The sequence below is a fragment of the Muricauda sp. SCSIO 64092 genome (assembly GCF_023016285.1).
Taxonomy (GTDB): Bacteria; Bacteroidota; Bacteroidia; order Flavobacteriales; family Flavobacteriaceae; genus Croceivirga.
This window is the reverse complement of sequence record NZ_CP095413.1, coordinates 1,633,992-1,655,331: the sequence shown is the minus strand read 5'-3', so window position 1 is coordinate 1,655,331 and position 21,340 is coordinate 1,633,992. Positions and strand designations below refer to the sequence as shown.

Annotated in this window: 20 protein-coding genes; 8 read left to right on the top strand and 12 right to left on the bottom strand. The window is 39.8% G+C overall.

All coding sequences use genetic code 11. The features are described from left to right. Window positions 1-199 precede the first annotated feature (199 nt). The 11 genes from L0P88_RS06930 to L0P88_RS06880 all read right to left on the bottom strand — a co-directional run bounded on the left by L0P88_RS06930 (window position 200) and on the right by L0P88_RS06880 (window position 12,412). A complete protein-coding gene (locus tag L0P88_RS06930) occupies window positions 200-934 on the bottom strand; it encodes a nucleotidyltransferase domain-containing protein (protein WP_247133874.1) in 735 nt (244 codons plus the stop codon). 198 nt (window positions 935-1,132) lie between these two features. Beyond that, complete coding sequence (locus L0P88_RS06925) at window positions 1,133-1,672, bottom strand: DUF1801 domain-containing protein (protein ID WP_247133873.1); 540 nt, start codon at window positions 1,670-1,672, stop codon at window positions 1,133-1,135. A 76-nt stretch (window positions 1,673-1,748) separates the two neighbouring features. After that, complete coding sequence (locus L0P88_RS06920) at window positions 1,749-2,717, bottom strand: sugar phosphate isomerase/epimerase family protein (protein WP_247133872.1); 969 nt, start codon at window positions 2,715-2,717, stop codon at window positions 1,749-1,751. A gap of 19 nt (window positions 2,718-2,736) precedes the next feature. Then, window positions 2,737-3,312: a gluconate 2-dehydrogenase subunit 3 family protein gene (locus tag L0P88_RS06915; RefSeq protein WP_247133871.1), complete on the bottom strand. Its 576-nt coding sequence runs from the start codon at window positions 3,310-3,312 to the stop codon at window positions 2,737-2,739. 9 nt (window positions 3,313-3,321) lie between these two features. After that, complete coding sequence (locus tag L0P88_RS06910) at window positions 3,322-5,037, bottom strand: GMC oxidoreductase (RefSeq protein WP_247133870.1); 1,716 nt, start codon at window positions 5,035-5,037, stop codon at window positions 3,322-3,324. Window positions 5,038-5,470: 433 nt separating this feature from the next. Next, the gene (locus tag L0P88_RS06905; RefSeq protein WP_247133869.1) at window positions 5,471-6,217 is read right to left on the bottom strand and encodes a LytR/AlgR family response regulator transcription factor; all 747 of its coding nucleotides are present in this window, start codon (window positions 6,215-6,217) and stop codon (window positions 5,471-5,473) included. Further along, window positions 6,210-7,265 carry a sensor histidine kinase gene (locus tag L0P88_RS06900; RefSeq protein WP_247133868.1) on the bottom strand — a complete coding sequence of 352 codons (1,056 nt, stop codon included), beginning with the start codon at window positions 7,263-7,265 and terminating at the stop codon, window positions 6,210-6,212. Before L0P88_RS06900 ends, L0P88_RS06905 begins: the two co-directional genes overlap by 8 nt. Window positions 7,266-7,278: 13 nt before the next feature. Further along, on the bottom strand, window positions 7,279-8,154 hold the full coding sequence (locus L0P88_RS06895; protein WP_247133867.1) for a DUF4249 domain-containing protein: 876 nt from the start codon (window positions 8,152-8,154) through the stop codon (window positions 7,279-7,281). 5 nt (window positions 8,155-8,159) lie between these two features. Further along, window positions 8,160-10,541 carry a TonB-dependent receptor gene (locus L0P88_RS06890; protein WP_247133866.1) on the bottom strand — a complete coding sequence of 794 codons (2,382 nt, stop codon included), beginning with the start codon at window positions 10,539-10,541 and terminating at the stop codon, window positions 8,160-8,162. A gap of 241 nt (window positions 10,542-10,782) precedes the next feature. Then, entirely contained in the window at window positions 10,783-11,607 is an 825-nt protein-coding gene (locus tag L0P88_RS06885; RefSeq protein ID WP_247133865.1) for a universal stress protein, read from the bottom strand. 268 nt (window positions 11,608-11,875) lie between these two features. After that, window positions 11,876-12,412 (bottom strand): DUF6653 family protein, encoded by a 537-nt coding sequence (locus tag L0P88_RS06880; protein WP_247133864.1) that lies wholly within the window; start codon window positions 12,410-12,412, stop codon window positions 11,876-11,878. A gap of 404 nt (window positions 12,413-12,816) precedes the next feature. Here L0P88_RS06880 and L0P88_RS06875 point away from each other — a divergent pair, with 404 nt between their 5' ends. The 3 genes from L0P88_RS06875 (at window position 12,817) to L0P88_RS06865 (ending at window position 15,342) form a co-directional block, all read left to right on the top strand. Further along, window positions 12,817-13,416 (top strand): HD domain-containing protein, encoded by a 600-nt coding sequence (locus tag L0P88_RS06875; RefSeq protein ID WP_281499719.1) that lies wholly within the window; start codon window positions 12,817-12,819, stop codon window positions 13,414-13,416. Window positions 13,417-13,683: 267 nt separating this feature from the next. Continuing rightward, window positions 13,684-14,262, top strand: a complete 579-nt coding sequence (locus L0P88_RS06870; RefSeq protein ID WP_247133862.1) for a Crp/Fnr family transcriptional regulator — start codon at window positions 13,684-13,686, stop codon at window positions 14,260-14,262. Window positions 14,263-14,694: 432 nt separating this feature from the next. Beyond that, window positions 14,695-15,342 (top strand): HAD family hydrolase, encoded by a 648-nt coding sequence (locus L0P88_RS06865; RefSeq protein WP_247133861.1) that lies wholly within the window; start codon window positions 14,695-14,697, stop codon window positions 15,340-15,342. Between the two features lie 1,018 nt (window positions 15,343-16,360). Here L0P88_RS06865 and L0P88_RS06860 read toward each other — a convergent pair. Then, on the bottom strand, window positions 16,361-16,552 hold the full coding sequence (locus L0P88_RS06860; protein WP_247133860.1) for a hypothetical protein: 192 nt from the start codon (window positions 16,550-16,552) through the stop codon (window positions 16,361-16,363). A gap of 149 nt (window positions 16,553-16,701) precedes the next feature. Here L0P88_RS06860 and L0P88_RS06855 point away from each other — a divergent pair, with 149 nt between their 5' ends. From L0P88_RS06855 to L0P88_RS06835, 5 genes are all read left to right on the top strand, one after another. Beyond that, window positions 16,702-16,929 (top strand): hypothetical protein, encoded by a 228-nt coding sequence (locus tag L0P88_RS06855; protein WP_247133859.1) that lies wholly within the window; start codon window positions 16,702-16,704, stop codon window positions 16,927-16,929. 174 nt (window positions 16,930-17,103) lie between these two features. Further along, window positions 17,104-18,219: a saccharopine dehydrogenase NADP-binding domain-containing protein gene (locus L0P88_RS06850; protein WP_247133858.1), complete on the top strand. Its 1,116-nt coding sequence runs from the start codon at window positions 17,104-17,106 to the stop codon at window positions 18,217-18,219. A 69-nt stretch (window positions 18,220-18,288) separates the two neighbouring features. Next, window positions 18,289-19,212, top strand: a complete 924-nt coding sequence (locus tag L0P88_RS06845; RefSeq protein WP_247133857.1) for an alpha/beta fold hydrolase — start codon at window positions 18,289-18,291, stop codon at window positions 19,210-19,212. 242 nt (window positions 19,213-19,454) lie between these two features. Beyond that, complete coding sequence (locus L0P88_RS06840) at window positions 19,455-20,324, top strand: sce7726 family protein (protein WP_247133856.1); 870 nt, start codon at window positions 19,455-19,457, stop codon at window positions 20,322-20,324. 2 nt (window positions 20,325-20,326) lie between these two features. Beyond that, window positions 20,327-21,259, top strand: coding sequence for a sce7725 family protein (locus L0P88_RS06835; protein WP_247133855.1), 933 nt, complete (start codon window positions 20,327-20,329; stop codon window positions 21,257-21,259). Window positions 21,260-21,340: the final 81 nt, after the last annotated feature.

Below are 21,340 nucleotides of genomic sequence, written 5' to 3'. Positions count from 1 at the left end.
AATTGATATCCAACCATTTAGATGTTAAGTCAAAATCCATACAAAATTCCAGCGAGTAGTAAGAATTATTTGATTTGTAAATATGATATAAAAACTAAGGAAATCGTCCGTACAAAATCCAAGCGCTCTATTTTCACCGATATTTTGGTGTGGCACAAACCACAATGAATTATAGGACACGTGGTTGACCGCAGTTTTACTACAAATCCAAATGACTTCTTATCTTCCACTGGGAAGACCTTCGTCCTCCCAGTAATTCTTCTATTGTAGTTCTTAATTTCCCTATTGATGTCATCGTATTCCAATTTTCATTTAACGTTTTTTCAATTAATTGCTTAAAATTAGAATCCAATGCTCCCAATTGCTTACATAACCTTTTGTCCTTTTCTCTTCTTACTTGATTGACCCTACAGAAAATATCTATGCTTCTGTTTATGATTTTAGCCCTAATAATTTTAACTCCGATAAAGTCCTTATTTAGTAAAGCATCTTCCAAGTCTTTGTAATAATCATCAATAACATATTTCTCCAACTCAATCTCAGTACCTTTTAGTTTATCCGGCCTCCTGGCCATTATGGATTTGGCCTTTGACATCAATTCATCAACTATTGTGGATTCACTGTAGACTACTTTTCCGGACGCCAGCATGTGCGCTGTATGGGGATTTTTATCCTCTTTCTCGAAGTAACTCTCGATTTGTGCAGGAGGGTTTTTAAAGTATTCAATCTCAACATTGTTTATGAATAGGTTACCTCTTTCCCTGTAATTACATTTTGGGTCTAAAACTACATATATATCAATATCTGAGTTTTTGTCAAGGGATGAGTTTTGGATCGAACCGGATACTATTATTCCAATAACATCCTTGTTGAATTTTTCCTTATCAACATATTGGTTACTGGCTTCAACGTATTTTTTAAGTAATTCCTTCACTTCTGTTAATTATAGCCAACGGCCCGGTTATGATTTCGTAACGGTCCAACACTTGGTGACGAACAGCGTTGGCCAGGGGATTATTAAACGAGCCAAGACATATGTGAAATTGGCCTTCTTGTTTTGAGTTAAATTTTCCTGAAGGTAGCAAATATTCCTTCTTGGTGGAGGGAAGCTATGGGCTATGGCCATCCTAATTTAGCTGCATTTAGCTGCAGGCTTTTTTGTCGGTCTTGTTTTCTTTTCGGAAGTGGACATTACGATACTTTTTGGTGTATGGTGTGGGTTGATCAATTCACTATTCATATTTTCCGAAATTCCAACAGCCTCCCAAATCATCTTTTCTATTTCGTGTTTAGGGAATGATTGGAGGTCTTTCACTGAAATGTGCCTAATCAATTTTCCTTTTCCGTTTAGTTTGACATTTGTTTTTGTCAATTCTGCTCCACGATTAAATCCAAAATTCACGTATTTTGAATAAAGGGCTATGTGACAAAATGCATCTTTAAGTTTTTCCGATTTAGAGTAAGCGAGTGCAACGGCATTATAATTGTCCCAAATCAACTCGTTGGCCTGAGGCACCAGATTCGTGATGAAGTCCCGTAATTGAAGTGTCAACTTTTGCATCTCCTCGTCATAAGGTTTCATAAACTTTCTAAGTTGTGGGTTGGGTTTTATTTTACGGCTTGTAGTTAATTCGTTTATAAGTAGAATAAAATTAAAAATGTACTGTGCCAATACAAAAACTGATTTAATGTATCAAAACGGTACTGTTAAGAAGTAATGGCTTTGGGGTGCAGGTATGTAAACATCATTACATTGCAATAAGGTTTTTATAGGAATTAGTCAAAGTGTCCATTGGATTTGGGGCCAAATCGCGCTCCAAAAAGAAATGATTGACACCACTATTTTGACCTTCTAAGATTATACCCTGTATATCCAGTATTCCGTCACCGGGATCCGCCATCTTTGGAAAACCGGCCATCCATTGATCTGGAGTCCCTCCATCGCCAGAAAACCTAAATTCCTCGGAGGCATCTTTAAGGTGCAACATTTTAAACCTTTCGGGATATTTTTTTAAATAATCTATAGGTTCTGCCCCAGCTGCCTTCATCCAAAAAATATCAAGTTCGAACTGAACGTATTTCGGATCAGTGTTTTTTATTAGTATATCCAGGCCCATTTCCCCATCCAAATTGGCATGCTCATACCCATGATTGTGGTAGACAAATTTCATTCCGTAGCCACTCATTTTTCGACCAAAACCATTGAATTCCTCAGCCAACCTCAAATAGGCTTCCTTGTCCTTTCGGGCGTTGATGTCAATTATGGCCGGTAACACAAGATATTTGGGCTCAAATATGGAAACACCTTTTAAAAGGCTATCCATGTTTGTGCGTAAGGTTATAATATCCGTATGCATGGAGGGGCATTCCAAATTGTTGCGATTGAGCACTCTGGAGGTCTCTTTTGCCGATAGTCCAAAAAATGCATCATTTTGAAGGTTGAGCATTTTTTTCATCCCGGCCCATTGTTTTTGGGCTATTTCTGCACTGAAGGGATATGGCCCATAAAACTCTATTTCCCTATACCCAATTTCACCTAGGGTTTCAAGGGTCCCGCTCAAATCTTTATCTACAAGTCCTGGAATTGTAAACAATTGAATACCCACATTAAAATTCCCAACAGGACCGAGCAACCTGTCCATAGTGGAAAAGCTACGGAGCAAAGAAAGGCCCCCTGCTCCCAAAAGCGTATTTTTTATTGCATTTCGTCTATTCATAATTTAGGGATTAATTGGTTTAATAGATATCGTTACTATGTTGTATTCGTCCTATTTCTTCAAAGGGAACACAACCCTCATAACCACCAGGAAGTGCATCAAAATATAGTAACTGTGTTACGGCATATTCTGTTTGAAAGAAGGTCTCAAAAATCATTTGCTTCAAGCTCCCATAAATTGTTGGGGTATCCGAGGCCACAAATTTTTTTTCCTCTTCCTTTAAAAATTTTGTTTTTTCCTCCAAGTTGGCATTTAAAAATTCCTTGCCTATAGATTCCAAACTTCGTTTTTCCATTTCAACCATCCCCTCAATAAAACTATTTTGAGCTTCTTTTTGGGTGTATTCCTGCAATATTACATCCAAGCGTTGTGGAATTGTATTTTTTATGTTTTCAGGAACTTCTGGATCTGGAATCAATACATGTGTAATCTGCTTTACCATCAATGCATGTTTATCATCAAGAAATTGGGGCACCCAACTTAACGCTTCTTTCTTGTCCCAAACACAACTATGCAACAAAGAAGTGGTTGATATCATTGCCCATCCCGTACCAAATAGCGCACCAGTTTTCTTTATGGCCAATCTTCTATCCATGATTTTAAACTAGAGATTTTGTTTTTTAAGATTTTCTACCGCAAAATCGGCAGCTCTTGCAGTTATGGCCATATAAGTCAAAGATGGGTTCTGACAGGCAGAGGATGTCATCGCCGAACCATCAGTGACAAAAACATTGGGTGCATCCCATATTTGGTTCCATTTGTTCAACACTGACGTTCGTGGATCACGCCCCATACGCGAAGTGCCCATTTCATGTATACCCTGCCCTGGAAAGCTGGGCATGTCAATGGGCATAACAACTTTGAAGTCGGAGACTTCAAGCATTTCAACAGCTGCATTTACCATATCTTTCCGCATCTTCTTCTCGTTCTCCTTCCATTCCACATCAAAAGTTACCGTTGGCAAACCGTTCACATCCAGAAGGTCCCTGTTCAAGATCATACGATTATTGTAATCGGGCAAGGTTTCCCCAAATGCAATAATTCCCATTTTCCAGGGTCCCGGTTCGGTGGTAAGTCCTTTTATTGTTTTCCCTATGGTCAATTCTTTTATGTGTTGTGTCCAATCCATTCTGCTAGCCGCACCTTGGTATCCAAAGCCTCTTAAATAATCCCGTTTTGTTTCTGGTTTTCCCGGGAGATTGGTAAACCTCGGGATGTAAATACTGTTTGGGCGCTGCCCTTTGTAATACGTGTCCTCGAAACCATCAAAAATACCCATGGCCCCGGCAAGAAAATGATGATCCATCAAGTTATGTCCAAGCTCTCCAGAAGAGCTGCCCAAACCTCCTTCCCAGATATCTGTTGCGGACTGCATCAATATTTGGGCACTGCCCACTGTAGAAGCATTTAAAAAAATGACCTTGGCGTAATACTCCAGATACTCACCGGTTTCAGTATCCAAAATCCTAACTCCTTTTCCCTTTTTGGTCTCTTTATCATATAGGATTTCGGTCACCGCGGAAAAAGGCCTAAGGGTCAAATTTCCAGTCGCAATTGCAGCGGGCAAGGTGGAGGAATTACTGCTAAAATAAGCACCTAAAGGACATCCGCGCATACAAAGGTTTCTATGTTGACACTTTCCTCTGCTACCTTTTGTGATACTATCGGTTATATGTGCCGTACGGCCAATGGTGAGCATTCTTCCGCCCAACCGTTCCGCAATTCTCTTCTTTACGTACTTTTCAACACAGTTCAATTCCATGGGCGCCATGAATTTGCCGTCCGGCAATTGAGGTAGATTTTCCACCTGCCCGCTTACCCCAATGAATTGTTCCACATAATCGTACCATGGCTTCAAGTCATTGTAACGAATTGGCCAATCCACACCGATTCCTTCCTTGCCATTGGCCTCAAAATCCATCTCGCTCCATCGATAACTTTGACGGCCCCACATTAGGGAACGACCCCCCACATGATATCCTCTTATCCAATCAAACCGCTTTTCCTCCGTGTAGGGGTGTTCCGTGTCCTTGACCCACCAGTGCTTGGTGGATTCGGTGACCGTGAATCCGGTACGCATCTGTTTTTGATAATCCAATCCCTCTTTAATGGTGATCCTGTCCCCATAGGGGTAATCCCATGGGTTTTTGTTGGCCGTGGGATAGCCCGCAATGTGCTTTACATCTCGTCCCTTTTCCAACAGGAGTGTCCTTAACCCCTTTTCGGTCAATTCTTTGGCGGCCCAGCCCCCGCTTATACCCGAGCCTATTACTATGGCGTCATAGGTGTGCTCTTTTTTGTTCTTTAGATTAAGGTTCATCTTTCTTTTTTTGGGTAAGCATAATTGAGTACAACAAGGTGAAGGATTGGAATCATCTGTAGTATGATTTGTTCAAAAATAATAAATCATTTGATTAAATTAAATGATTGATAAAAAATCTTCTGATTTTTAAGATGTTACGGAGATTATTGTATGCAATATCGATTTGCAAGTATCTATCGATGTCGATTTTACCTAAGTCGAAACTCAGAAAAAATATAGGTGTGACCTCGGATAAGCTTTCGAATATGCATGGATTCCAAGAGCGTCCAAATGAAAAAGCCCCACACCTTAAAGAGGAGGTGGGGGTTTTGATTTAACTGGAATTCAGAGCGTAGCCACGATCAAATATTGGGCAATAACGACCCTTTTCTGCGTTTTGCCGTCCAAACAAAAAAACTTTATGTCCAAAGATGGAAATCCAACCAGTGGATCATTTTGAAAGCCATGACTTAAACTTGCCCAGTTTCTCTATAGCCACAAATATCATCTCATTTTCTTTATTGGGTTGTAACACAACCCTCATCTTCGATTTGGATGTGTAGTACATTTCCTTTATTGCCGAACTTCGAATTAGATATTTTTTATTTATCCTAAAAAACAGTTTGGGATTCAAGACCATTTCCAAGTTTTTTAAGGAATTTCCGACCGGATATTTGTTTCCGTCCCAATGGCATAAAAAAGTAAGCTTGTCTTCAGAAAAAAAATAGGCTATACTATCTACATCGATTGAAAGAAGTCTTTTGTTCCATTTGATCAAAAATCTGGACTTATACTCCCTTTTAAGTAATTTCACCAATTGATCATATCGATTATCCAAATTTTGCGCTATCGTTTTGTACTTGTTGACGCTCCTTATCAATTGTTCGGGGTTAATTGGTTTTAACAAATAATCAATACTATACTGCTCAAAAGCCTTTAAGGCATATTCCGAATATGCGGTGGTAAATATGATCGGTATTGATCGATGGACAAAATCAAAAATCTCAAAGGAAATACCGTCCGTTAAATTGATATCCATAAAAATGAGATCCGGAGTATGGTTTGATAAATATGCGATAGCATCTTTTTTAGTGGATATGATGGCATCAACCACAATATTCGAATCTATTGCCACCAATTGCCCCACCAATCTTTGTGCCGCTATATCTTCATCCTCTATGACAATACAATTAATCAAATTCCGGTTGTATTAAAGGTATTTTTGCCATATACCTTCGATCTATGACTTGGAACGTGGGCTTTACATTACTTATGAAATCATACTGACTTTTTAGATTTCTGATGCCCAAACCAAGGGAATCTTTAGAAAACACTTGTGCTTTGGGCCTATAATCATTGGATACCACGACATATTTGTCATAGGTCCTTACGGATATGTGCAAAGGATTGCCTTTTTCGAATTCATTATGCTTTAATGCGTTCTCCAATAAGAGTTCCAAGGTCATTGGCGGTAGCAACCATTTCGCCATATGCGGGTCAATTTCCATGGTAAGTTCTATGGCCCCCTTATGTCTGAAATCCTGTAATCTCATATAGGAGCGTATCAATTTAACTTCATCTTCCAACTTTACGACAACTTCGTCCTCGTGTTTTAGGGTATATCGGTAAATAGATGATAGTTCCTGTAAGAAGTTCTCCGCGTTCTTTCTGTCCGAAGATATCAACCCGGCCAGACTGTTAAAACTATTGAAGAGAAAATGAGGGTTCACTTGTTTCTTCAATGTTAAATACTTTGACAATGATCGATCGTGTTCGTATTTCTGCATCCTTTCCTTGAGGGCTACCTTATCCATCTCACCCTCCAGGAACGACTCCAAGGTATAAACGAATACAATGGTCATTAAGGAAGCCGCAAAAATGGCCAAAAATCCAAGGTCAAACGTGTCACTTCCGTCATCATCGAATAATACAAGTACCACCCACCTTAACAGGATACTTGTCAACAATGCCTTGACCAAAACAAAAACACCGAAAAACGAAACCTTGACAAACCGGTTACCATCCGATATCATTTGATATGTCTTTGACCTAAACGCCGCTTTACGCAATGTATAGACCAAATAGATGTAGCTGAACATCAAAGGAAACAATATGATGGTCTGCAGTAAAACCTCCTTGACACTATCCCCTATCATCACCTTAACAATTGCGATAAGCGCAATGGAGAAGAGGCATAACAATGAATAGAGGTAAAGCCTATTAAATCGTAATTTTGTTTCCTGCATCCTTTTTTCGCAATTACTCCGTAATCACCAATGAGCCTTCCTCTACCTCCGCTGCATAGAAAAATCCCAGGGCCCGTTTTGTATTGTCCGTCAAGTTAATGATATTGCCTCGAATAGAGGCCGGAGGAGGGTTTCCCACGAAGGAAAGTCCAGCATTTCCGGTCTGTTCAAAAAGTAGGAAAAGATAATCATGATACACTTCCGAAATGGCCAATTGCTGGGCAATGGCAACATCTCCTACCTCAAAGCTCACTTCATCGTTCGGATTTACCCCTGTACGGAACCGGCCATCAAAAAACTCGTCCGAAACGACCAGTACAGTGGAATTTCCCGGATCGGGCACTATAATAAATTCTCCATTTCGCGCTACCCTGTAGTAGTAAAAATTGGGTATCCCGGGAGGGTCTTGTGTATCGATCTGCAAAAAGTAGCCCTCGTCCGAGAACAACGTCTCTTCCTCAAAGATAAAATAGAGGTCGTTGAACCGGGGCACCGGATTTAAATTGTCTGTGGCCACATAGGTGTCACCCTCCCAATTTATGGTTATGGTATACTCCGTGTTCACCGAGGGCACCAAAGCATCCGTTTCATAAACACCGTTTCCCGCATAGCGGCATGGATAATCCTGGACACCATCAAAGATGGTCACTACGGCATCCTCAACAATGGGTTGAGCCACATCATCGAGAAAATTTGCCGTAGTGGTCAATCTTACCTGTTGTTTGGGCAGCGGATTTACCAGATTTCGTTCAATTCCTCCCTGAAGCACCAACCTGGGTTCGGAATCGGCAATGTTCAGGTCATTGGTGACATCGGTTTCGCAAGCGATCGGCACCCATAGGATTCCAAAAATCACTGAGCCCCACTTTATACTATTTTTTCTTCTCATCGCAATTAAAATTTAAATTGATAGGTGACACTTGGTACAATACCAAAAAAGGAAAGTTTTATGGCTTCGGTCTGTCCTGTGGCTGTCTCAACACCATTTACTTCCCCAACTTCCCTGAAAAAAATAGACGAAGCGTTAAGGCGGTTGTATAAATTGGCAATGCTAAAAATCCATTTTCCTTTTTTGCCCTTTTTAGGGTTTAGGGTTGCCCCAACATCCAGTCTATGATAGGTGGGAAGCCTATTGCCGTTCCTGTCGCTATAATCGGCCACCACAAGCCCGTTTTGTTCATAGCGTCCCGATGGATAGGTCACGGGCCTCCCTGAACCAAAAACAAAATTGGCACTAAGATCCCACCGCTCATTCCATCTATAAAGACCTACGAGGTTTATTTCATGGGTCTGGTCGCTATTTGTAGGATACCACTCATTTCTGTTTATCCCCAAAATCCTTGATTCTGAGCGAGCCAAAGTGTAGCTTAACCATCCCGTAAGATTGCCCTTGTTCTTGTTAAGCTGAAATTCCATCCCATAGGCCCTGCCTTCTCCTTGGACCGTTTCAGTTTCAATGGTTTCCGTGAACAACAGGTCTGCCCCATCCACAAAATCCGTAACATCGTTCAAATCTTTGTAATACACTTCTAGGTTAAAGTCATAAGCGTTGTCCTTGAACGACCTGAAGTAGCCCAATGCCACTTGATCGGAATATTGGGGCTTTAAAAAAGGACCACTGGGTGCCCAGACATCGAGTGGGGTAGCCGATGTTGTATTGGATATCAAATGCAAGTATTGATACATTCTATTATAACTTAACTTTAGGGAGTTGCCATCATTGATAAGGTACCTGGCAGAAAATCTGGGTTCCAGACCGTTATAGCTTTCTATGACATCTCCGGAACCGAATACTTCCTTACCAATGACTTGATTTCGTTCGTACTGGTCAAATGTAGGATTATAGGTCAGTGGAGCACCATTGGCATATTGATTGATTTCCTCCCTACCCAATCGTTGAAAGTTGGACCATCGTACCCCGTAACGTAAACTAATCTTTTCCGAGAGCTTTTGTTCAAAATCGAGATAGGCCCCCGATTCCAATGCAAACTTCTCACGGAACGTTTCCGGGTTAATGGGAGAATCATTCAAGGGGGATATTTCCCCCGGCTTAAAATTATAATAAGTACCCTCCCCTCCAAGCCTTAACGTATTATTGCCGTTAATATACCAGGTAAGCCTGGGTTTTAGGTTGAAATTGGTAATGTTGGATTGCCAGCGGAACTCAGACCCCGATCTTAGATTGTCCAGATTGTAGTCGTAGCTGCTGTAAACTGCGGAGGTTTGAAAGAAAAGCTTTTCATTAAAAAGACTGGTCCATCGCAACGTTCCCGATGCATTGCCCCAAATAGTGCCCAAAAGTTCGTCTATCTCAAAGTTGTCCCTGCCAAAATATCCGGAAAGATATAGGCGATTGTTCTCATTAAGTGAATAATTAGCCTTTAAGTTAAGGTCATAGAAAAAGAGCTTGGTATCGTTGAACTCACTCGATAGAAATGTGAACAAATCCAGCCATGAACGTCTCCCAGCAACCATATAGGACCCCTTGCCTTTATCGCGCCCTTTCTTATTAATGGGACCTTCGACCAAGACATTACCTGAAATTAGGCCAATACCGGCCAATCCTTTAAACTCTTTACTGTTGCCTTCTCGTTGTTTAATATCCAAAACAGAGGACAACCTACCGCCATACAATGATGGAATGCCGCCTTTATACAGTTTGACATCTGAAACGGCATTGGTGTTAAAAACCGAGAAAAAACCGAACAAGTGAGATGCGTTGTAAATGATTCCCTCATCAAGCAGTACAAGATTCTGATCTGCTGAGCCACCCCTGACGTTAAATCCATTGGCAGCCTCGTTTACACTGGAAACACCGGGGAGCAACTGAATGGATTTGAGTACGTCGGGTTCGCCCAAAATTGCCGGAAGCTTTTGAATGGTCTGTGCCTTCAGTGCCACCACGCTCATCTCCGTGGATTGTACATCTGCAGTTCGCTTTAACGACTTTAAGGTTACCACCACTTCATCCAATTCATTGGTTTGCTCCGTCAATTCAAAATCCCTCTTAATGTCCTGGTCAAGGTTTATTTCCGTGGTAATCGTGGTGAACCCCAAATATCCAATGCTTAATGTATAAGTTCCTACAGGGACGGTTATGGAATAAAACCCATACTCATTGGTGGTCGTTCCGTTTGAGGGGCCCACAATTACATCTACCCCGTACAATGCTTCCCCAGACCCTGCGTCTTTTACGAAACCACTCAAGGTATATTCTTTTTGGGCGTGAATGCTCTGGCAGAGCGTCAACAATACAGCCAAACATATTCCTTTCATTCTTTGGATTTAGGGCAAACCTAAGCCCCCAGAGCTAGTGACAACGAGGTATTTTGATGAAACTGGAATATCCCGGATTAACCTGGGCCAAAGCAAAACCAATCCCAAGCAAAGTTCAAATTATGCTACTTCCCCTTCAACGGACAATCGTGGTAGCGACACTTGGAATCTTAGGGCAATTTTCTTTAAAAGGAGGATTTTGAGCTCTAGTACAAACCGGAATTAGAGCCGGTAAAAACAATCAATACGGACTATGATGCGCATAAGTCATTATAGGAACATTGGTGTTGTCCATTAAGCGTTCAATGCCCACACGTTCCTCCGGCAAGTTGATATTGCTTTCCGGTCGGACTATCCTTATGGCCATTAAATTGTAAGAATTTGCTTTGAGCTCGTTCAGGACCCCTTGTTCGAAAGTATTGTCATTTATAACCTGCAAATCAACGTTAGTTAAGCTATGTATTTTGCAAAACTCCTTCATCTTTACTATTACCTCTTTGGTGGATGACCAATCCTCCATGGTATTTACATTAAGAAGTTTTAATTGTGCATTATTGATTTTTTGGATTTTCTTGACAGCATACATGGCATTTATTGGGGTTGACGAAAAGTCCGTTACAACCAAGATGTTCTTGATCGACTTCACTGCCAACTTTTCTTTTATAGAAATTACGGAACCGTTGGCATATCTGATAACATCCCTGGTTGTGGATCCTACTTTGTTGGGAATAACCTGGTCTTTACGGCCAAGAATGGTTAAAAAAACATCCTTGTCATAGGTATTTTTCAAAATTCTCGACGATGTGGAACCTTCACATATCTCAACCTCAATATTTTTGGGATTATCAAAAAGTTCGTTCAAAACTTTGTTTAATTCCAATTCGGCAACTGTCAAAAGACTCTCTTTCAGGCTATCCATTTTCTCCGATACACTGTACAGGAAGTTAGGCATTCCAAGTGAATGGAACACCTTTAAATCCACCCCCAACTTACCGGCCAATTCTTTGCCAAGCCTTAATGCATTTGTTGATTCTTCTGAAAAATCAAAAGGGACTAAAACTTTCATAACTTCAGTATTTTACAGTTTATTTTCCTTACAATTATCTTTCCTCTTCAAGATCGATCACAAGGTTGTTTCCACGAACCAGGGTAATCCATAGGACACTATTACTTATAGACTATGTCATGTCATTTTTTTGGTGCCTACCCACAGATATAAGGTTAAGCTATTCCCGCTATCTGTTGCAAGAGCTCAACATTGTTCATAATTATAGTGCTTTCAGCGTACATTCGATTTCTTACGACATCAATTGCCGTTCCCCAACTCGAAACGGTCATGTTTGTTGGGGGTATTCCCATTTAGCGAATTCCTCGCTTCCTTCTTTCATGTCTTCATATAGCCAGACCATACGGTCCAAAAACCAAGCTTTCCCAGCGGCCATAATCAAAAGACCGGCTATCGTGGTCCAAATGTCCAAATGGTAAAGCCCGTGCACCAGAAACGGCAGACTGAATGCTGAGAATACCATAAGCCAATTGGGGAACTTGACATGTCTTTTTGGAATGGCATATTCCTTCCTTTTTATCCATATTCTCTCGCCGAACGTACACTTGCTTGCCCAGTTCTTGGTAGATTTTGGGTGTGGAAAAATCAGTGGATTAATAAAGTTCCATACAATAACGACCCCAATTGGGATTAGGCAAAAGATACCTAGCCAAACCCTTGACCAAATTACCAAAACAAGTAGCACGGGAATAAAAAATCTGGTATAGACACTCCACGGATTGGCATGGTTAACCCATTTGGATTCATTAAGACCAAAGGCTTTACTTAGCTTTTCTTCCCATTGCATATTCTTTTTATTTTTCATTTGACCGCTTTTTCATGAACGTTTATATTCATCTTGTAGTTTTTTCACTTATCATCCCATCCGGTACCATCCATATAACAAATATATCCAATCATTTGATTAGATTATATGATTGACAATTGTTTTATTTGTTAATTTTATGGATGGAAGCTTTGTGGAACCCAATCAGCTACAATTGTAACTTGAGTGAATCCGAATAATCGGAATCCTCCCATTTAACACTATAAAATTTAAGACCACTAATGGGCTAATCAGAAGAACAGCAATACATTAAACTCGGGGATACTATCTTAGGATTGATTTTTACGGCAATGTCGGATTTTCAAGTTTTGTCAACAAAAATCAAGTATTGTCGGGTTTTAAAGAGTTTAAAAGTAGAATCAAGATACTTTTATCTATAACTCATGAAGTATAAAACAATCATTTTAGACTCGAAAAGGTATGTTTCCGATTTACTTTATCGGAATTTGAGCCCAGGGATTGAATTTCATAATTTAAACCATGCCAAAAGCGTTGTAAAAGCTTCAAAATCCATGGCCAACTATTATGGTCTTTCCGAAATAGAGAAAACGGTTTTGACCATAAGTGCTTGGTTTCATGATGTAGGTCATATTGTGGAACCAAACGGGCATGAGGTAACCAGTCAAAACATCCTTGAAGCGTTTCTAAAAGAACGCAAGATTTCCTACGGTTTCATAAAAAAATGTAGCCAGTGCATAATGGCAACTCAAATGAACAGTAGTCCTGGAAATCAAGTAGAAGCCATCATAAGAGATGCCGATTTCTCACATATTACAGATGTCACGTACTGGGATTTGAACAAAAGCTTAAAAAGGGAAGTGGAATTTCTTAACAAAACAACATTGACCGAGCAAAAATGGTATGAAGACAATTTGGAGTTTTTGAGTACCTTTTCCTTCTGCACGGACTATTATGACATAAAATTCAATGGAATTTTATCCCAACGCATCCTTGAGAACCTAAAAATTCTGGAAGCACTTTAATCGCAAACTTTTACATCCACTCTATTGACTTTCCTTTTAAAATAACTTCTTATCAATGTAGATTCTGGATATCCCCTTCAATTCCAATAGGGATTTATTGAAAATGGTTTAGTAACGAAATTCGTAAAGGAGACCGAGAATGGAACACATCAATAAGTTGGAAATTAATTATGCGCCTTGCGCCCATAAAATGACGATTAAATAGTTCCATATGCTAATAAAACAAAAGCTTAACTTGGTAACGAACATTCGAATTTTTTAAAGCCGATGAATCTAGGGGATATAAAAAATATTATTATCCGGGCAAAACAGATTTATCCAATATCCGATAATTCCATCAATCTGTTCGCAGGCAATTTGGTTGAACACCATTTTCGGAAGCATCATGTACTTACCAGACCCGGTGTAAGGGATAATTCGGTTTATTTCATAGAAAAGGGGATTGCCCGCTCTTATCTCCTTATAAAGGGAAAAGAAATTACAAACTGGTTTACCAAAGAAGGTGATGTCGTTTTTTCGTCCAACGCTTTGTACTATGGAAGCCCGGGATTTGAATATATCGAAATTTTGGAGCATTCGCATATATATTCAATTTCTATAGATAAAATGAATACGCTTTATGAATCCAATATAGAGATTGCAAATTGGTCCAGATGCCTTCACCAAGAAGTATTGCTGAAAATGCAAGCATTACATATCGACAGGTTCACACTTTCCGCGAAGGAACGGTATGAAAAGTTTTGTAAAGAATCCCCTGATCTGATCAATAGGATAAATTTGGGACTTATCGTATCTTATTTAGGAATGACACAACAACATTTGAGCAGTTTAAGGGCAGCGATATGATTTTAAGATAGATGAAAGGATTTGTTCATTTATTTGTCGTAATTGGCATCATAAAAAATGTCCGGTAATGGATTATTTTATGTCAATACCCGCCTCTTTATTTGAACTTGTCGGTTTGGTCGCAGGTTTCTTCGCCTGCTTTGTCGTACTCGTTCAAATCATCAAAGAATACAGATCAAATGAACGTAGTAGCCTATCGACCACTTTTTTGATAGGGTGGTTGTTGATATATACTTTTTGGTTGTTATATGGTATTCGATTTGCAACCAAAGCCTTATGGCTGACAAATGCCTTGGCCATCGTTCTGCAAACAGCTCTTTGTGTAGTTGTGTACATAGTCAAAGGCAACTCCCACAAGCATTATTCCCAATAATTTACTGTAAAAGCCGGGCGTTTTAAACAAAAATGAACTAAGACACACCTAATTGATATATGAAAAAAATAAAAGCTGTAATCTTTGACTTGGATGGAACTATTGGGAATACCCTACCTCTATGTGTTAAAGCGTTTAGAAACGCTATTGAACCCCTGATAGATAGAAAGGTGACCGATTCTGAAATCATCGCCACATTTGGTCCATCCGAAGAAGGAACCATATTGGCATTGGCTCCAAACCATTATGAAAAAGGGATAAAGGACTATCTACTATTTTACGAAAAGTTTCATGAAATGTGCCCCGCCCCATTTGATGGAATAAGAAATATATTGGATTTCCTCCAACACAAGAATGTAAGACTGGCCATGGTTACCGGAAAGGGAAAACACAGCACAAGAATCTCTTTAAAAAAATTCGATCTGGACAGTTATTTTGAAATCATTGAAACCGGGAAATCTACTGGACCGAGGAAACCGGAAGGTATTGGAAACATTATAAATGAATTTGTGGACATACACAAACAGGAAATGGTTTATGTTGGGGATTCACCAAACGATATTTTGGATTGTAGAGAAGTGGAAATACCAGTAATAGGGGCAGCTTGGGCCGAAACAACGGATGTCGAAAAACTGGAGATACTCAACCCTGACGAAATCTTTTATACAGTAGCCGATTTTCGCAAATGGCTAATGTTGAACGTGTAAATACAAATCATGCGAATTGACTATAGGTTAAGGGTTCTTGGCAATAGGGTCTAGGTTCCCATTAAGAAGCAGGCCCAGGACTATACTGTTCTGGAAGACTGATTTTTGTTGGCATAGGGAGGTATTTGCAACTTGACCGATATGGTTTTTGGATATTCCAGTAGTATCTGGAGAGTACCATTTAGATGGGGTCAGTTGGACTTTGAAGGTTAAAAAAAGCGATGTAAATCTGTATCTTCAAAAGTAGTATCATAATTGTTTCTGGGTGGACGAATGATTCTAGTATTTTTACGATTTGCGACAGCATTCTAAAATTGTGGAATAGTTCGATAAAAGTTCAATAAAAGGATGACCAACTTTGATAACATCTATTTGGTACTATTGTATTCCGTTCTTGGTCTACCTATTGCAATAATCAGATTTGTTGGTTTTAATATTATCGCATTGTTTCAAATTAAAGGCACCAAAAGTCACAAAGACCTATGGTCCAAGGATGAAATGCTAAAAATATTTGTACATCCATATAATATGCTATTTGGGATAATTTTATTTTTAATTGTAATCTTTATCGATGGTTGGTTTTAAATTACAACCATTACTAGTTGAAAAACGATTCCGTAAGTGTTATTCTGGATATTAATATTACTTTTTGTTCCCGCTCTTATAAATGCGATATCCAATATAATTTCAGATCGAAAAAAGCGCGAAAGGGCCAATAAGAGATGGAAGCAACTGCAGGAAAGGGAAAACAAAAAGTTCAAATAAACGATTAAGTTGCGACCATTTTTTCCAATCATAAGAAGGCTTTTGAAACAACTGTTTTGGGTACTCTTGGCAGCTTTTGCAATCTCAGTGTTTCTATGCATTTGGAATGTCAAAGTCTTGTACATAAGTTTTTACCTTTTTATATGGGGTATCATTCCTGTTGGCCTGATATTGCTAATAGACCTAATCGCGCGAAAATTTAATTATATCGAGTAGATGTCGCTTAAAGAAAGTTCAAATAAAGGTTGTCAAATTATAACAAAGCGGTCGTAAAGAGGTATTTTACATCTATATAAACATGTTGTACAACATTGTTTTTTACTCCGTTTTTGATCGGTTTAAGCCCTTCTACATATAAAACATTTGTTGCATTCCCATGCTTTTTTCCTCTAACAACACGCTCCTGGTTTCCTATTAACAATGAGGCGAATTTTTGGTCGTTCATCAATTATGTTTACAAATCTTATCACCTATCGAAACATCTTGGTTTTCTTCTCTTTTTAAGCTATTTCGTGCGGAAAAGAGGAAAATCCTTTGGAAGCCAACTCCAGTAGTATGTCAATGGCAACCCTATAACCTTAATAGGATCTATAAATGATTGTCAAAGTGGCGGAAAAACCATTTGCCAACAAACACTTAGCAACAAAATCACGCAACAATACTTTTTTCCTTTCCCAGTTTCCCCTGGTTGAACATCGTTACAAAATCAACATTACCTACGATTCCATTCCTACCTATGAAATGGATAGTACTACCAGAGACACCCTTAATATCTACGGGGAAATAAATGAAATTGATAGGGACACTACGGATTTTAAATAGGGCAAATTATGGTTACCTTTTGACAACAGAATTGAAACCGCCTTTTATAGTGCAAATCCAACCGGAAAGGGAAATGGGTTTGTCCTTTTTTCAAACAGCACAACTTGTGGGGGTTGGAGAATTTTACAGACGGCGTCACGTTTGGACTGGTAAAAACCACAAATAAGAATACATATGAAAAAGTTACTCATCATAGGTGGTTACGGGAATGTAGGTAAGCTACTGACGAGCCGCCTTTTAACACACATTCCTGAATTTCAGATAACACTGGCCGGCCGAAATATTGAAAGGGCCAAAACAACAGCCGAAGCGTTTGAAAAACAGTTTATTGGACACAAGGTTGGTTACAAAGCATTGGATGCTGCCGACAAGTCAACCCTATTGAAAGCGTTTTCTGGGATGGATATGGTCATCGTTGCAGCAAGTTCTTTAAAGTACACGCGAAATGTTGTTGAAGCGGCTATTGAGACCAATACCCATTATTTTGATACGCAACTCTCATCTGACGATAAAATAAGCATTCTTGAATCTTACAAAGAAGATATTGAAAAAAAGGGACTCATTTTTATTACGGATGGCGGATATCACCCAGGGATTCCCGGGGCAATGATTACTTGGGCAAAACAGCAATTGGGCGCTTTGACCAAGGCCAATATTTACGCCGCGCTCAAAATGGATTGGAGTTTATATCAATACACCAAGAGTACCCATCTTGAAATGCTGGAAGAGTTAAAGTCTTTCGACAGTTCGTACTATCAGGCAAGGGCATGGAAAAAAGTGAATTGGAGCAAAATACCGAAATGGGATTTTAAAGCGCCTTATCATGAATTATCCTGCACACCATTGATGATGGAAGAAATTCGATGCGTACCCGACAAAATCCCGGAAATCGAGGAAACAGGTTTTTTTATTTCGGGGTTTAATCCACTAATGGATAATTTCTTATTGCCGATTCTGATGCTCGGGGTAAAAATACTTCCTACTTTTATGTATGGACCTCTAGGAAGGCTCTTTGAATGGGGTTTAAAAAAAAGCAGACCACCCTATGGCGTAATGCTGATTGCTGATTGTGAGGGAACAGGAGGGGCATTACAAGTAAAGGTCCATCATGAGGACGGCTATGAAATTACGGTTGTTCCTGTTGTTGCCTGTTTACAACAATGCTTGTCAGGATACATTGAACCAGGCTTACATTTACAGGCTTGGGCGGTTGAACCCAACCGGTTTTTTGATGATGTGCAAAGGCTAGGTATCGAAGTAGGGACGGCGTCAATAGATACGATTACGTAGAATACTGGAAATCCTCAATCGCAGGATAGTGTCTAAAAACTACAAACCCATTGATTAAAGTAATACACAATGAAGAAGACAGCGATACGTATTGATTCTTGGCATGGAATTCGATTTTCATCCATCGTGTTTTTGACGATAACTTTTCTGTTATCCCATGTGAGCATAGCCCAGGTTCAAACCAATTGGCCCCAAACAACCACTTCGGCCGATGGAACCACAATTTCGTATGAGATATATGGTGAAGGTGATTTATCACTGGTTTTTGTTCATGGCTGGAGTTGTGATTCACGATATTGGCAAAAGCAAGTGCCCACTTTCTCCAAAAAGTACAAAGTTGTTTTGGTTGACCTCGCTGGGCATGGACATTCCGGCACAATCCGAGAAACCTATTCGATGGAAGCTTTTGGAGAAGATGTTCGGGCAGTTGTGGAGAAAACGGGAAGCAACAACGTCATCCTTATAGGCCACTCCATGGGAGGGACGGTTATCGCACAGGCAGCCCTCTTACTACCTCAAAAGGTCAAAGGTCTTATAGCCGTGGATGACTACCACAATATTGAATACCCGTTGAGTCAAGAAGAGTTTGACGCAATGGTCACTCCTTTGCGAAACGATTTCCAATCCGGAGCGCGGCAATTTGTGCAGCAGATGTTCCACCCGAATGCCGATACCATCTCACGGGAGTGGATCCTGGCGGATATGTCGGCTGCTCCGCCCCATGTGGCTTTGAGCGCCATGGAAGAACTCATGTCGCATAGTATTGACGGAAGTGCAGCAGAACTCTTTGAGGAAATACCTATTCCCATCATGGCGGTAAACGGAGATCTGTGGCCAATCGATGTTGAAGCCAATCGTCGACATATGGAGTCTTTTGAGGCTATTGTGGTAGAAGGAGGCGATCATTTCCTAATGGTGAACCGATCGACACCATTCAACGCTGCTTTAACGAAAGCAATAAACGCAATTAAAAAGAAACGTGCGGAGAAATAAAAAAACCCCTCACTTACGTGAAGGGTTTTGCCTCGTTGCGGTCTGGACGGGATTGCCACCTCACCTCTGGCTCGGTGTCGGCCCAAGGGGTGGGCCTGCAAAGGGTCGTTTTTTGGGCTCACCGCGCGGCTCACCTTTTAACATAGTTTAACATTTACCTTAGGAGATATTCATTTCTCATTGCCGAAATCATTATTTTTCTCTAACCACTGGGATAAGATTATTTGATTTAGCTTTGTACCATGCCTAAGAAAACTGACATAAGTATAAATCAGCTAAGAGATTATTCCTCACTTTTTTCTCGAAATGTTGTCAGTTCTTGGATGAAGAATGATTTTCAATCAATTGACCTTAAGATAGAAAGATATGATAGGAAGTGGCTTAATTCTAGTCGGGCGACCTATCTGGATTATGTCAAATATGTTTACAAGATTTTGGAATCAAGATATCAAAATGAGTATGTATTCAAAAATTCATTTCTAAATGAATGGTTAATTAAAGAAATTGGGCATAACTACTCCCAGGTATTCTCTGAATTTAGAGTAGGCGATGCAATAGCGGATCTAGTAATGTTCAACGGAACATCAAAGGCTTTTGAAATCAAGACAGAAATGGATTCTCCTAAACGACTGGATTTTCAATTAGAAAACTATCGTAAAGCTTTTAACGAAATCTACTTGATTCTTCCTAAGTCAAAGGTTAACCTGTATCAACAATATGATAAAGAAATCGGTATAATTGTATTTATCCAGGATGCCGATGAGAAGTTTCAGATACACCGTAAATCTATGGCCAATAAAGTCGTGGACAAGGATACTATTATGAAAATATTACATACACATGAGTATAAGGCCTTGGTCAAAGAGCACTATGGGTCTCTTCCCCCAATGACGAGTTTCAAACAATTTGAGGTCTGTAGGGAGTTGATATTCGAGATTCCCAATGCCCAATTGAATTCCTATTTTATCAACTTTATGAAAGCGCGTCAACGAGGTAATACCCTTTCAAAAAGAAGTTACCGTGAGTTCAATCAGATGAGCTTAGCCATGAAGTTATCTCCTAGAGAAAGAAAAAATCTTATCAGCCAACTCAAATCACCTATCCAGAATTAATTATGTATTATCCTTTACTACGTGGTAGACAATTTGAACTCATTGCACTCAGAGATTTGGCCAATGCCACAATCTCCCAAGGTACTATAGCACCTATCTTGGAGCCCGTTAAGGAGTCATTCAATAATTTGAATCTGGCCTTAAATGTTTTTAGGAGTACCAGTCAGGAGGCCTTTTTAATTGTAAATCCCCTTGTCGGGGAACTGCGTGGTGACCATGATGTTTATTTAAATTATCTGCAGGATAATCCTTATCCTATCCGCAGAGCTTTCCATTTTCAGAATAATGCCCCATATATTAGTGAGGCTATTACCACATTTAATTTGGGAGAATGTATGCTTATCTGCCCAAACGATGTAAATCCAGATGATGCGGATTTTAGAGGTTTGACCAATTTAGAAGCCATTCAATATATCGTGGTCGAAGACCCTGGGAGGAACAGAGCATTGAGTAGATATATTCGAGGTTTGGGTAAAAACTTTATCAGGTTAGATGACCTCTTCGAAAGACAAATACGCAACAGCGACTTTTTGGATATTCAGGAGCATCGTTTTTCAGAAGAACACTTGCACTATGCAGATGAAGGTTTTGCCGGCTTCTCAGATTACACCGCATTGCCGAGTTATTATAGCGATAGTGGCAGTACCCCAAGAGCAGTGGTCATTCACCTTACTTATCCCAATGGGGATAATCAAATCTGGATTCGTCATTTCACTTCTGACACTAACGATTCCATAGCCAATGTCCAAGGTAAATTTGCAGAGGCGGCTGCCAAAGCCGTAACATTTTGCCGTCACAGGCAATTGCATAATGCTGCGATTATCGAGTTAGAAGATTACTTTGAACGACAACATTATCCTGGTCTAGGCACAGTTAAGAAAATAAGTATAAAAAACCATCTGTTAGTCGTTCAAGAGTACTTAAGCAACCGCTGATGCTATGATTATCTGTGCTAATTGCTTTGCCGATCAAGAGTTGAAAGCTTTTATATCCTCTTCAAAAAAGATCGGAGACTG